Here is an 11,887-nt window from a genome sequence, read left to right as displayed (position 1 = left end):
GACGATGCAGTCGGCGAGGCCCACCAGCGGGGCCAATTCCATGGAGCCATACAGCTTGATGATTTCCGCCTGAATGCCCCGGCTGGCGAAATAACGGTGGGCGGTCTTCTCGTACTTGGTGGCGACCCGCAGCCGTCCGCCGCGCTGAATGGTCATGCCCGGCTTGCCAGCGGTCATCAAGCGGCAGCGGGCGATACCCAAGTCCAGCGGCTCGTACAGCCCGGTGGCGTCGTACTCCACCAACACATCTTTGCCCGCCACGCCCAGATCCGCCGCGCCGTATTCCACATAGGTGGGCACGTCGCTGGCGCGGATAATCAGCAATTGGAAATCGTCCCGGTTGGTGGGCACGATCAGCTTGCGGCTTTTGCCGGGGTCCACGGTGGGTTCGATGCCGATGCGGCCCAGCAGCGCCACGGCCTCGTCATAAATGCGTCCCTTCGGAAGCGCCAGGGTCAGCATGGGTGATTCTCCCTCGATGCCGTTAGTGGGGCACCCGGCGGATTTCCGCGCCGAGCTGGGACAGCTTTTCTTCGATGCATTCGTAGCCCCGGTCGATGTGGTAGATGCGGTCCACCACCGTTTGACCTTCCGCCACCAAGCCCGCCAGCACCAAGCTGGCCGAAGCACGCAGGTCGGTCGCCATCACCGGCGCGGCGTTCAGGCCGGGGCGACCGCGAATGATGGCGGTATTCGACTCGACCGTGATGTCCGCGCCCATCCGCTGCATTTCCTGGACGTGCATGAAGCGGTTCTCGAACACGGTCTCGGTGATGACGCCGACGCCTTCGGCGATGGTGTTCATGGCCGTGAACTGGGCCTGCATGTCGGTGGGGAACGCCGGGTATGGCGCGGTGCGCACCGACACCGCATGGGGCCGGTTGCCCTGCATATCGAGTTCGATGGTGTCCTCGGTGCAGGTGAGCTTGGCCCCGGCCTCGCGCAGCTTGCCCAATACCGCGTCCAGCAATTCCGGGCGGGTGTTCTTGAGTTTGACCCGGCCGCCGGTCATCGCCGCCGCCACCAGGTAGGTGCCGGTTTCGATCCGATCCGGCAGGATGCGGTAGTGCAAACCATTGGCCGACAAGCCTTCGACGCCCTCGATTTCCATCACGTCGGTGCCCGCGCCGTGAATCTTCGCGCCCATCTCGTTGAGGAAATTGGCGAGGTCCACCACTTCCGGCTCGCGGGCGGCGTTCTCAATGACGGTCGTGCCCTCGGCCAGCGCCGCCGCCATCATGAGGTTCTCCGTGCCGGTGACGGTCACTTGGTCCAGCACCAGCCGGCAGCCTTTAAGACGAGTGGCGCTGGCGTGGATGTAACCATTCCTGACGCTGATCTCCGCGCCCATCGCCGCCAAGCCTTGCAAGTGGATATTCACTGGGCGGCTACCGATGGCGCAGCCACCGGGCAACGACACTTCGGCCTTGCCGAACCGCGCCACTAAGGGGCCAAGCACCAGGATGGAGGCCCGCATGGTTTTGACCAGTTCGTAGGGCGCGAAGTAATTCTTGATGACGCTGGAATCCACCTCGATGTTGAGCTTCTCGTCCACCATCAAATCGACGCCCATGCGCCCAAGCAATTCCATGGTGGTGGTGATGTCGTGGAGGTGGGGAACATTCCCGATGATGACGGGGGTTTCCGACAGCAGGGTGGCCGCCAGAATGGGCAGCGCGGCATTTTTCGCCCCGGAGATACGCAACTCGCCGTTGAGGGGTTTGCCGCCGCCGATTATGAGTTTGTCCATCGGTTGTCTCTATATAACGTTGGTTTAATCGAGTTGTGTGCGGATGACGAAGATTGTAGGTCGGGCTTTAGCCTGACCCCATCGCCCCGCTTGATTCAGTGTCGGGCTAAAGCCCAACCTACAAGATTTAAATACTGGTTCCCGTGGCATCAAACGTCAGCAGCGCCTGAACCCCACTCACCCGGATAATTGCCCGCAAGGTATCGGGCAGATGGGTAAACCGCACCGTGCCCTCGGCCCGGTCCGCCCAGCGCAGCCATTCGATCAGCAGCGCCACGCCCGCGCTGTCGGCCCGGCTGATGTCCGCCAAATCGAAACGGAGATTAGCGCCATCGGAAAATAATTGCGTGGTCGCCTTGAGAACGGCGGTGGCCGTGGCGAAGGTCAATTCCCCAGCGAGTCCAAACTCGCAGCCGCCCCGGTCGGTCAATTCAAAATCGGCCATGCGCCCGTCAATCCGCCGCCGGAGCGTTGCCGCCCTTGTCCGAGCCGCCGCTTTCCGCCTTGTTGAACAGGAACCGGCTGATGACCTGTTCCAGCACGATGGCCGACTGGGTCAATTCCAGTTCGTCGCCGTCCTTCAAATGCTCGTCCGAGCCGCCCGGCGACAGGCCGACATATTGCTCGCCCAGCAATCCGGCGGTGAGTATGCTGGCGCTGGTGTCCACCGGCAAGGTGTTGAAGGCCGGGTCGATGTGCATTTCCACCACGGCCTCATAGGTCTGGTTGTCGAAGGAAATATCGCTGACCCGCCCGACCGTGACGCCGCCGACCGAGACCGGCGACCGCACCTTCAAACCGCCGACATTCTCAAACCGGGCGGTCACTTTGTAACTGTCCTTGGCGGTGCGCAACTCGCCCAGATTGCTGACCTGCATCGCCACGAAGAACACGGCGACCAAGCCGATGGCGACGAACAGGCCGACCCAGATTTCGGTTGTCTTAGATACGTGCATCAATTTTTTCCAAACATCAAAGCGGTCAGAAGGAAATCCGATCCCAGCACCGCGAAAGCGGAGTACACCACGGAACGGGTGGTGGCCCGGCTGACGCCCTCCGCCGTGGGTATCGAATCGTAGCCCTCGAACACCGCGATCCAGGTCACGATGGCGCCGAACACCACGCTTTTGATAAAGCCGTTCACCACGTCATCGAAAAAATCTATCTTGTCCTGCATCTGCGACCAGAACGCGCCCTGGTCCACGCCCAACAGGCCCACGCCGACGAAATAACCGCCCATGACGCCAATCGCGGTGAACAACGCGGCCAACAGCGGCATGGACAGCAGCCCCGCGAAAAAGCGCGGCGCGATGATCCGCTTGATGGGATCGACCGCCATCATCTCCATGCCGGAAAGCTGTTCGGTGGCTTTCATCAAACCGATTTCAGCGGTCAGCGCGGAACCGGCCCGGCCCGAGAACAGCAGCGCCGTGACCACCGGCCCGAGTTCGCGGACCAGCGAGGCCGCCACCATCACGCCCAGGGTTTGCTCCGCGCCGAAATCCGACAGGACGTTGAAGCCTTGCAGCCCCAGCACCATCCCGACGAACAGGCCCGACACGCTCACCAGCAGCACGGTCAGCACGCCCACCGAATACACTTGCGCGACGAGCAAGCGCAGCCGCAAGAGAATATCCGGCAAACCGGCCAGAACGTGAAGAATAAATAGATGCGCCCGGCCCAGCGTTTGAAGCGCCTTCAGGGTCGTGTGGCCGAGTCGCTGCAAGAAACCAAGCATAAGGGATTGGGCCAAAAATAAAGAAATCGAATCAGGCAGGCTCGGCGAGCAGGTCCGCCGCATAATCAGGCGCGGGGTAATGGAACGGCACGGGTCCATCGGCCAGACCGTGCATGAACTGCCCCACCCAGGGCGAATCCGAGCGGTCGAGTTCAGCGGGCGTCCCCTGCCCCACCACCTTGCCCTCGGACACGAGGTAGATGTAATCGGCGATGGCGGCGGTTTCCTTCACATCATGGGACACCACGATGCTGGTCAGCCCAAGCTCATCGTTGAGATCGTGGATCAGCTTGACCAAGACGCCCATAGAAATCGGGTCTTGGCCGGTGAACGGCTCGTCGTACATGATGAGCAGCGGGTCGAGCGCAATCGCCCGCGCCAGCGCCACCCGCCGGGCCATGCCGCCGGACAATTGGGCCGGCATCAAATCCCGTGCGCCCCTGAGGCCCACCGCTTGCAGCTTCATCAACACCAGGGTGCGAATCATCGACTCGGGCAGCTTGGTGTGTTCGCGCAGGGGAAAGGCGACGTTCTCGTACACAGTGAGGTCGGTGAGCAAGGCGCCGGTCTGGAACAACATGCCCATGCGCTTGCGGAGTTCGTAGAGTTGCCGCAGCCCGAGTTGGTGGACATTCTGCCCATCCACCTGGACCGTGCCGCTGTCGGGCCGCAACTGACCGCCGATGAGTTTGAGGAGGGTGGTTTTGCCGGTGCCGCTCGGCCCCATGATGGCGGTGATTTTGCCGCGAGGAATATCCAGGCTGACGCCGTCGAAGATTTTCCGGGCGCCTCGGCTGAACACGATGTTCCTAATGGAAATGACCACGTCGCTCGCGGGGAAACCTTCGCTCATGTACCGATGGAACGCCAATTAGTCGAATCGAAAAAGCGGCGTATTTTGCGGGCCACGCCTGAATCAGTCAACTTCAATCGGTTTTCAGGTATATTTCCAGGAAATCACCCTACCCGCCCTAAAACTCCCGGATACCCCACCATGCAAACCGGCCTCGCCCGGATATTCCGCCGCATCCTGTTTATATTCCTGCTGGCGACCCTGATTCCCATGATCTTATTGCGCTGGTTTCCGCCCCCGGCGAGTATGTTCATGATACTCGCCCAAGCCGAAGCCTTATGGCAGGGCGATAAAGATTTCCAGGTGCATTATCAATGGATACCTTGGAATGACATCCCGCCTCACGCGAAACTGGCGGTGGTTGCGGCGGAGGATCAACTATTCGCCGAGCATTTGGGTTTCGATCTGCGGGCCATCGAGCAAGCTTTCGAGCATAACCAAAATGGCAAACGGTTACACGGCGCTAGCACGATTTCTCAGCAGACGGCCAAGAATTTGTTTCTGTATCCGGGACGAAGTTATGTCCGAAAAATATTGGAAGCCTATTTTACGGCATGGATGGAATTGTTATGGCCGAAGCAGCGGATTCTGGAGATATACCTGAATATCGCGCAGTTCGGGAAAGGCGTTTATGGGATTGCCGAAGCGAGTCGGTTGTTTTTCGGGAAACCGGCCTCACAAATCAGCGCGGGGGAAGCGGCCTTATTGGCGGCGGTGTTGCCGAATCCGGTGTTATTGAAAGCGGATAAACCGTCGGCGTATGTGCAGAAGCGGCGGGGGTGGATTTTGCGGCAGATGCGGCAGTTGGGTGGGGTGGGGTATTTGGGGGATATTTGACTGGGTTAATCGCTCGTTCCCAAGCTCCTGCTTGGGAATGCGGCTCTTGGAAGCTCCGGCTTCCCGAATCGAACTATGCTGGCTGTTCCTGAGCCTCAGTTTCGCGGTCTTTGAGAATCCTACGCGGCTGGCGAGTCACCACAGGCCGAGTAGACTTTTTCTCCCTATCAAGCATATCCGCGAAAATAGCCGCCACGTCATAATTGAATCGGGCGGCGTGTGCCTGTCGGCAAGCCCTAATCTCTTCGACAATGGGGTCGTCAATCATTGTTAAATCCTCCTAACTCTTCGGGCGACTTCCCAAGCTTGGACACAGCAAAGCAAATAGTTAGATATATCGGAACTTAAATTTCCCAGTCTTCAATGATTAATCCAGGCACTCTCGAAAACTCATGGACGTTGTGAGTTACAACGGTGAAATTATGGTTTAACGCAATGGCGGCAATCTGGAAATCATAAGGGCCAATCGGAGTGCCTGCCTTAGCAAGCGCAGCGCGAATCCGGCCAAAATGGCGGGCCGCATTACCATCGAAGGGGAGCGATAGAAACTCTTTGCTCAGATCATCAAGTAACGCCAGATTTTCATCCCGACGCGCACTTTTGTAGGCACCGAAATATAATTCGGCCTTTACAATATCGCAGAGAAATATCTTATCGGCTGGACGATTCCGAAAATTGGCCTTGACCGGGGATGGTCGTGGATTCAAATACCGAATCCAAGCGTTGGTATCGGGTAGCCACATTATTCCAGTTCCAACCGCTGTTCTGGTTCGCCTTGTGGGGCGCGTTCGAGTGGCTCGCCTTGCCAAGCTCCCGCCGTCCGCTCAAACAAGCCGGGCTTCCATTGTGCTTTATGGCGTTCCCGCACAAACATCAAGAAGTCCAATACTTCGTGCGCTAGCGGCTCTGGGAGTAATTCGGCTTCGTGCTTTAGTTGCTCAACGATGGTCATGGCATTCTCCAAGAAAATTTCTGGCTTCTAGCTTTATTGGGTTTGCTTCGTAAGCTGGGAAATCATGCACGGGTGATGCGCTTCGTGCCTCAGCGCATCACCCGTGCTACGGCCCTGCCTGATAAGACTTTTGCTTCCAACCATCCTCTGTAAATACATAAGTGCTCTGTCCGTCAGAATATTCAAATCCAATAGGGTCTTTTATGCCGCCAACAGTACCTGGAAATGCATATTTTTCCTTCTCAGAGAATGTTAAAAGCAAGGACAGGATTTCATCTAAACCAAAATCACCGCCAGTATTTGCTCGGGCTTTTTCTATATATTCCTCAACGGATGGCAATGGAAATGCCTCAAAGAATCTGGCGACCAGCCGTTGGTCGTACAGCGCTAAAGCCGCTGCCAAGCGTAACCTGCTTTTCATTCCCCAGGCTGCGACAAAGCTTTTAAATTCGTCTGCTTCACTCCCAATAGCATCTGGAATAAATGGAATCATGGCTCGATACCATGTACTTGCGTTTGCAACTGTCATAGATTCTGGTGCGGGAAACGGGGCTGGAAGTCGCCGATAAGGATTAATCTGCATAAAACCCTCCTATTATCTAATGAAAAGCGTGCGCAGAACCTAAAAACAAGTCAAGTCGCATGAAGATAAACATAAATTGGGAGATCTCTGTCTCCCCAATCAATAAACAAGGAAATTTTCTTATTATCTATTTTCCAAACATAGCTCTCATCAGAGCAAGAACTAGGCTGACCTAGATAGCCTGAGATTTCAGCGCCCTTACTCGTAAAAAACTTATGATATTCATCATAAATTTCAAATGGAGTTTTCCACTCATACCGTTCCTTTTCATCTGAAAAGGAACGAGACTCGGCCAATAGAACTCCATTTTCTGTACCATTTATTAAGGTATCCAGTGACTCTTTAATTGGCGAAGTCGTTTGTTGTTGATTGTATGGAAGAATCATGGCTTTCAGCACCCAAAGTTATAATATTGGCAGAAGGAAAAAGACCCTTTATGAAATCGCAAGCAAAAACTCACCATAAGCAGGATTATGTTTACGAGATCATCGTTAGTTCCCACCCCCCGTTTGGGAACCAACAAACTTCTTCAAATCCCCATATTCCCCAAAGCCACCATCAATTCATTAACAATCCCGGTAATCGTCGGATGCTCCACCTCAAACTGAGAAACCGCCTCCTTCATATCTTCCACAAGATGCAGATGGTTCTCGTCTTCGGTCGCTTCCAGCCGGTCCTCCAAATCCTCCAACAAACCTTCCAAGGTGGATTTCAATTCCGGGTTGCTGTCGCCCAATTGCTCAATTTCATTGCGGAGATTGAACAGCGCTTCGTTCACTTCTTTCTCGGCCATCTTCGTTATTCCTCTTAGCGTCTAGTTTTCTTGCGCCACCAAAGCCCGGAAAAACTCCGGGGCCACAAACGCGGCCTGGTGAATGTCCGCATTATAGTAAGCCGTCGCGAACGGTTTGGCGCGGGCGTCGGCTTCCCGGAACCCCGTCAGCGGCGCTTTGCCCACCATGGTGCCGCTCCACCAGCCGGACGGGTAAATGCACTGCGGGAAGAACAAGGTGCGGGCGTCCACAAAACCCGCCTTCCGCATGGTTTGCCGCATATCGCTGATTAACTCGGCGTGGAACAGCGGCGATTCGCTCTGCTGCACCAGAATCCCGTTCGGCCCCAGGCAGCGGAAGCATTCCCGGTAAAACGCCTCATTAAACAAACCTTCTGCCGGTCCCACCGGGTCGGTGCTGTCCACGATGATGAGGTCCACGCTGTTATCCGCCGCGTCCTTCACCCATTGAATGCCGTCGATGAACAGCAATTCGGCACGCGGGTCATTGTTCGAAGTACACAGGTCGGGGAAATGAATTTCCGCCAGCCGCGTCACCCGCTCGTCGATCTCGATCTGCACCGCCTGCTTCACTTCCGGGTGCTTCAAGACTTCCTTGAGACTGCCGCAATCGCCGCCGCCGATGACCCACACCCGCTCCGGGTTCGGATGGGTGTACAGGGCCGGATGGGTCATCATCTCGTGATAGAGAAAGTTATCGCGATCCGACACCATGGTGCAGCCGTCGATGACCATCAGCGTGCCGAACCATTCGGTCTCGAAGATTTCGATGCGCTGGAAAGGCGTCTGCTCCTCGGCCAGCTTCTCGATGACCTTGAAAGAAAACGCGCTGCCGTGCTTGGGATAAACCTCTGCGAACCAGCCTGAATCATTAACCATGGGGAGTCCTCAAATAGCAAAGTCGGGCGATTTTCCACATAATCGGGGTATAAGCAAGCCAAGACGCCGCTCCTGTAGGTCGGGCTTCAGCCCGACAAAAAACAGCAGGCTCAGGCTAAAGCCTGACCTACATATTATTAACATCCTTCATTGCCCGCACACCATGACCTGGAATCTCCAACAAGCCCGCGAAACCTACGCCATCGACCACTGGGGCGAGGGCTATTTCGGCATCAACCGCCAAGGCCACGTCGTCGCCCACCCGAGCCGGAATCCCGCCCAAGGCGAGGTCGATCTGTTTGAAATCGCCCGCGCCATCCGCCGCGAAGGCTTGTCGTTGCCGGTGTTGGTGCGCTTCACCGACATCCTCGGCGACCGGGTGCGGCAACTGCAAACCGCCTTCGACCAGGCCCGCGCCGAACACAATTACTCGGGCACCTACACGCCGGTCTATCCCATCAAGGTGAACCAGCAGCGCGGCGTGGTGGAAGGCCTGATCCGCCACGGCATCGGCCTGGAAGCGGGCAGCAAGTCGGAATTGCTCGCCATTCTGGCCTTGTCCAAAGGCGGCACGGTCGTCTGCAATGGCTATAAGGACCGCTCCTACATCCGGCTGGCGCTGATTGGCCGCAGCCTCGGCTTGAACGTGTTCATCGTCATCGAGAAGCTGTCGGAACTGGATTTGGTGCTGTCCGAATCCGCCGCGTTAGGGCTAGAACCGCAACTGGGCGTGCGGGTGCGGCTCGCCAGCATCGGCGCGGGCAAGTGGCAGAACAGCGGCGGCGAGAAATCCAAGTTTGGCCTCCACGCCGGGGAAATCCTCAAGCTGGTCAGCCGTTTGGAAGCGTTGGGCCACAAGGATTGGCTCAAGCTGATGCACTTCCACATGGGCTCGCAAATCGCCAACATCGGCGACATCAAAACCGCCCTGCGCGAGGCGGGCCGCTATTACGCCGAACTCCACAAGTTGGGCGCGGCGATCCAGGTGGCCGACGTGGGCGGCGGGCTGGGCGTGGATTACGAGGGCACCCGCTCCACCAGCGATTGCTCGATCAATTACAGCATGGACGAGTACGCCGACAGCATCGTGCGGGCCTTCTCGGAAATGTGCGCGGAATACGGCCTACCCGAGCCGAACCTCGTGACCGAATCGGGCCGCGCCATGAGCGCCCATCACGCGGTGCTGATCACCAACATCATCGACGTGGAAACCGTGGCCGAGGACGCCGCCCCGCCGTTGGAATCCGCCGCCAAGCCGCTGCAAGACTTGGCCGAGTGTCTGCGCTGCCTGCCCAATGATTCGCCGCTGGGCATTTACCACGACGCCCAATTCGATCTGGCCGACGCCCGCGCCATGTATGTGCAGGGCAAGCTGAGCCTGGCCGAACTGGCCGAGGCCGAGCGCCTCAACGCGGCGCTGTGCCACGCGGTGCGCCGCCGTTTGGATGTGCGTTTGCGGGCGCATCGGGAGGTGCTGGACGAGTTGAATACCCGGCTGGCGGACAAGGTGTTCTGCAATTTTTCGCTGTTCCAGTCCATGCCGGACGCTTGGGCCATCGACCAGATTTTTCCGGTGATGCCGCTGCAACGGCTGGACGAGGAGCCGACCCGCCGCGCCGTGATTCAGGATTTGACCTGTGATTCCGATGGGCAGATTGATACTTATATCGACCGGCAGAGTTTGGAGGCGACGTTACCTTTGCACGAGCGGCGGGCGGGCGAGCCGTATTTGATTGGGATTTTCCTGGTGGGGGCGTATCAGGAGATTCTGGGGGATATGCACAATCTGTTTGGCGATACCCATTCGGTGAATGTGGCGCTGGATGGCGAGGGCGGTTTCCGGCTGGTGGATTTGATGCGCGGCGATGGGGCGGATGAGTTATTGCGGTATGTGCATATCGACCCGGAGGAGTTGAAGCGGGCTTATCATAAGAAATTGCTGGAGGCGGAGTTACCGGCGGAGAGGCGGAAGTTGTTTGAGAGTGAGTTGATGGCGGGGTTGGGGGGGTATACTTATTTGGAGGAGTGAATATTGGGGTGGTTTAACTGTTGATAGCTTAGGGGTAAGCTACCGTGGAAAAGATATATCGGTGGAGCCAGAATTTATCAGTCGAAAACTATGTAAGCGGTCTCGAAAAAATCGCGCCTCAGATAAATGAAATACAGCGAAAACTGTTGATTGCTCAATATCATGCGCCTAACCGGACAGCTTATGCGACCCAACTTGCCGAACTAGCCTCAATACAAGGTGGCTATCCAATTGTAAACAGGCAATATGGGGGACTCGGCCATTTATTCTGCGATGTAACCGGCTATGCAGCAGATAAAAGGGATGATGGCTCATCGCGCTGGTGGTCTATTTGGTCAATTGGGCATAACACGCGCCAAGGTTTTATTTGGGAGATGCTTCCGAATGTTGCAAAGGCTTTAGAAACTCTTGGATGGGTATCTGTTGAAGCTACTGAAAAAGAACTCTTATCCTCAACAAATGCCAAGCTTGAGGAAGCAGTAAAAAAGTCCTTGATGGACACATCAGCAACCCGCCAAAAACGACTGAAAAATGCCTCTCGGATTCCAGAAAAATTAAGCGTTGTCGCTACTGTGTTCAATCGGAATCCAGATGTGGTTGCTGAAGTATTAATACGCGCAAAAGGATATTGTGAACAGTGCAAGCAACCTGCTCCGTTTAATCGGAAATCGGACGGTAGCCCATATCTTGAAGTTCATCACCAAAAACCACTTTCCGATAATGGTGAGGATACTGTTGAGAATGCCATCGCACTTTGCCCGAATTGTCATAGACGAGCGCATTATGGTTAGCTCATTCCCACGGGCACCGTGGGAATGCATTCCACCCGCGCTGCGGGCCGAGATACCACCCACAGCGCGGCGCGCTGAAACGGCATTCCCACGCGGCGCGTGGGAACGAGCAAAAACCTAATTCCCGAGGTGAAACATGAATCATCATTCCACCATCCACAGCGATCCCGAAATCATGGGCGGAACCCCGGTCTTCCTGGGCACCCGCGTTCCATTCCAAACCTTGATGGATTATCTGGAAGCAGGGCACCCGCTAGCGGATTTCCTGGATGATTTCCCAACCGTAACCCACGAACAGGTTATAGCGGCATTGGAAGAAACCAAAGAAGGGCCGTAGGCTGGGTTGGAGCTTTGCGGAAACCCAGCTTATTCGCGTGTTGCGCTGGGTTTCGTGCCTCAACCCAGCCTACCATACTGCATTCCCAGGCGGCGAGGGAAAACGAGCAAACTTAGGAAGTTACGGTGAAGGTAAAAGAACTTATCGACTTGATTGAAGCCGACGGCTGGTTTTAAGTTAGGAGGTTTATTATGCGTTATTTAGTAGATATGTACCCAATGCCATAAAATGGTATTTTAGCTAAATTGATTAGCCATCGTCCGGCCATAGAAACCACTTCAGCCAATGATCTACGAAAAGTTCAACACTATCACCGATGACCGTATTATCGCCTCCTTGATAGGG

The 11,887-nt window shown here is 56.2% G+C and carries 16 protein-coding genes; 4 read left to right on the top strand and 12 right to left on the bottom strand.

The genetic code is table 11. From position 1 onward, the window contains the following. The 6 genes from hisG to ACXWUF_RS10565 all read right to left on the bottom strand — a co-directional run. A partial coding sequence (gene hisG, locus ACXWUF_RS10590; RefSeq protein ID WP_458494644.1) for an ATP phosphoribosyltransferase occupies positions 1-462 on the bottom strand: 462 nt, incomplete at its 3' end. Positions 463-484: 22 nt separating this feature from the next. Continuing rightward, positions 485-1,750 (bottom strand): UDP-N-acetylglucosamine 1-carboxyvinyltransferase, encoded by a 1,266-nt coding sequence (murA, locus tag ACXWUF_RS10585; RefSeq protein ID WP_458494643.1) that lies wholly within the window; start codon positions 1,748-1,750, stop codon positions 485-487. Between the two features lie 127 nt (positions 1,751-1,877). Next, entirely contained in the window at positions 1,878-2,195 is a 318-nt protein-coding gene (locus ACXWUF_RS10580; protein WP_458494642.1) for an STAS domain-containing protein, read from the bottom strand. 7 nt (positions 2,196-2,202) lie between these two features. Then, on the bottom strand, positions 2,203-2,706 hold the full coding sequence (gene mlaD / locus ACXWUF_RS10575; protein WP_458494641.1) for an outer membrane lipid asymmetry maintenance protein MlaD: 504 nt from the start codon (positions 2,704-2,706) through the stop codon (positions 2,203-2,205). Then, positions 2,706-3,488, bottom strand: coding sequence for a lipid asymmetry maintenance ABC transporter permease subunit MlaE (gene mlaE, locus ACXWUF_RS10570; protein WP_458494640.1), 783 nt, complete (start codon positions 3,486-3,488; stop codon positions 2,706-2,708). The genes mlaD and mlaE overlap by 1 nt, the downstream gene beginning before the upstream one ends. A gap of 31 nt (positions 3,489-3,519) precedes the next feature. Beyond that, positions 3,520-4,341, bottom strand: a complete 822-nt coding sequence (locus tag ACXWUF_RS10565; RefSeq protein ID WP_458494639.1) for an ABC transporter ATP-binding protein — start codon at positions 4,339-4,341, stop codon at positions 3,520-3,522. Between the two features lie 141 nt (positions 4,342-4,482). Between ACXWUF_RS10565 and mtgA the strand changes: the two genes are divergently transcribed. Continuing rightward, positions 4,483-5,178 carry a monofunctional biosynthetic peptidoglycan transglycosylase gene (gene mtgA / locus ACXWUF_RS10560; protein ID WP_458494638.1) on the top strand — a complete coding sequence of 232 codons (696 nt, stop codon included), beginning with the start codon at positions 4,483-4,485 and terminating at the stop codon, positions 5,176-5,178. 344 nt (positions 5,179-5,522) lie between these two features. On the opposite strand, the gene ACXWUF_RS10555 is transcribed toward mtgA, so the two are convergent. The 6 genes from ACXWUF_RS10555 to speE form a co-directional block, all read right to left on the bottom strand. After that, on the bottom strand, positions 5,523-5,921 hold the full coding sequence (locus ACXWUF_RS10555) for a PIN domain-containing protein (RefSeq protein WP_458494637.1): 399 nt from the start codon (positions 5,919-5,921) through the stop codon (positions 5,523-5,525). Then, positions 5,921-6,130: a hypothetical protein gene (locus tag ACXWUF_RS10550; RefSeq protein WP_458494636.1), complete on the bottom strand. Its 210-nt coding sequence runs from the start codon at positions 6,128-6,130 to the stop codon at positions 5,921-5,923. The genes ACXWUF_RS10555 and ACXWUF_RS10550 overlap by 1 nt, the downstream gene beginning before the upstream one ends. A gap of 106 nt (positions 6,131-6,236) precedes the next feature. After that, positions 6,237-6,713 carry a hypothetical protein gene (locus ACXWUF_RS10545; RefSeq protein ID WP_458494635.1) on the bottom strand — a complete coding sequence of 159 codons (477 nt, stop codon included), beginning with the start codon at positions 6,711-6,713 and terminating at the stop codon, positions 6,237-6,239. Positions 6,714-6,763: 50 nt separating this feature from the next. After that, positions 6,764-7,099 carry a hypothetical protein gene (locus ACXWUF_RS10540; RefSeq protein WP_458494634.1) on the bottom strand — a complete coding sequence of 112 codons (336 nt, stop codon included), beginning with the start codon at positions 7,097-7,099 and terminating at the stop codon, positions 6,764-6,766. Positions 7,100-7,242: 143 nt separating this feature from the next. After that, complete coding sequence (locus ACXWUF_RS10535; RefSeq protein WP_458494633.1) at positions 7,243-7,506, bottom strand: DUF4404 family protein; 264 nt, start codon at positions 7,504-7,506, stop codon at positions 7,243-7,245. 21 nt (positions 7,507-7,527) lie between these two features. After that, positions 7,528-8,385, bottom strand: a complete 858-nt coding sequence (gene speE / locus ACXWUF_RS10530; RefSeq protein ID WP_458494632.1) for a polyamine aminopropyltransferase — start codon at positions 8,383-8,385, stop codon at positions 7,528-7,530. Positions 8,386-8,548: 163 nt separating this feature from the next. Between speE and speA the strand changes: the two genes are divergently transcribed. From speA to ACXWUF_RS10515, 3 genes are all read left to right on the top strand, one after another. Continuing rightward, the gene (gene speA, locus ACXWUF_RS10525; protein ID WP_458494631.1) at positions 8,549-10,414 is read left to right on the top strand and encodes a biosynthetic arginine decarboxylase; all 1,866 of its coding nucleotides are present in this window, start codon (positions 8,549-8,551) and stop codon (positions 10,412-10,414) included. A 44-nt stretch (positions 10,415-10,458) separates the two neighbouring features. Beyond that, positions 10,459-11,205, top strand: coding sequence for an HNH endonuclease (locus ACXWUF_RS10520; RefSeq protein WP_458494630.1), 747 nt, complete (start codon positions 10,459-10,461; stop codon positions 11,203-11,205). Positions 11,206-11,341: 136 nt separating this feature from the next. Further along, positions 11,342-11,542, top strand: a complete 201-nt coding sequence (locus tag ACXWUF_RS10515) for a DUF433 domain-containing protein (protein WP_458494629.1) — start codon at positions 11,342-11,344, stop codon at positions 11,540-11,542. Positions 11,543-11,887: the final 345 nt, after the last annotated feature.

It is taken from the genome of Methylomagnum sp., from assembly GCF_054333355.1.
Note: the sequence above shows the minus strand (reverse complement) of the source record. Positions and strands in the feature narration are given on the sequence as shown.

What these genes read in the sequence shown, in the direction of transcription:
- ACXWUF_RS10540 (WP_458494634.1), bottom strand. Translation starts at nt 7,099, where the DNA reads ATGATTCTTCCATACAATCAACAACAAACGACTTCGCCAATTAAAGAG.
- ACXWUF_RS10580 (WP_458494642.1), bottom strand. Translation starts at nt 2,195, where the DNA reads ATGGCCGATTTTGAATTGACCGACCGGGGCGGCTGCGAGTTTGGACTC.
- ACXWUF_RS10515 (WP_458494629.1), top strand. Translation starts at nt 11,342, where the DNA reads ATGAATCATCATTCCACCATCCACAGCGATCCCGAAATCATGGGCGGA.
- mtgA (WP_458494638.1), top strand. Translation starts at nt 4,483, where the DNA reads ATGCAAACCGGCCTCGCCCGGATATTCCGCCGCATCCTGTTTATATTC.
- mlaD (WP_458494641.1), bottom strand. Translation starts at nt 2,706, where the DNA reads ATGCACGTATCTAAGACAACCGAAATCTGGGTCGGCCTGTTCGTCGCC.
- speA (WP_458494631.1), top strand. Translation starts at nt 8,549, where the DNA reads ATGACCTGGAATCTCCAACAAGCCCGCGAAACCTACGCCATCGACCAC.
- ACXWUF_RS10550 (WP_458494636.1), bottom strand. Translation starts at nt 6,130, where the DNA reads ATGACCATCGTTGAGCAACTAAAGCACGAAGCCGAATTACTCCCAGAG.
- mlaE (WP_458494640.1), bottom strand. Translation starts at nt 3,488, where the DNA reads ATGCTTGGTTTCTTGCAGCGACTCGGCCACACGACCCTGAAGGCGCTT.
- ACXWUF_RS10565 (WP_458494639.1), bottom strand. Translation starts at nt 4,341, where the DNA reads ATGAGCGAAGGTTTCCCCGCGAGCGACGTGGTCATTTCCATTAGGAAC.
- speE (WP_458494632.1), bottom strand. Translation starts at nt 8,385, where the DNA reads ATGGTTAATGATTCAGGCTGGTTCGCAGAGGTTTATCCCAAGCACGGC.
- ACXWUF_RS10555 (WP_458494637.1), bottom strand. Translation starts at nt 5,921, where the DNA reads ATGTGGCTACCCGATACCAACGCTTGGATTCGGTATTTGAATCCACGA.
- murA (WP_458494643.1), bottom strand. Translation starts at nt 1,750, where the DNA reads ATGGACAAACTCATAATCGGCGGCGGCAAACCCCTCAACGGCGAGTTG.
- ACXWUF_RS10535 (WP_458494633.1), bottom strand. Translation starts at nt 7,506, where the DNA reads ATGGCCGAGAAAGAAGTGAACGAAGCGCTGTTCAATCTCCGCAATGAA.
- ACXWUF_RS10545 (WP_458494635.1), bottom strand. Translation starts at nt 6,713, where the DNA reads ATGCAGATTAATCCTTATCGGCGACTTCCAGCCCCGTTTCCCGCACCA.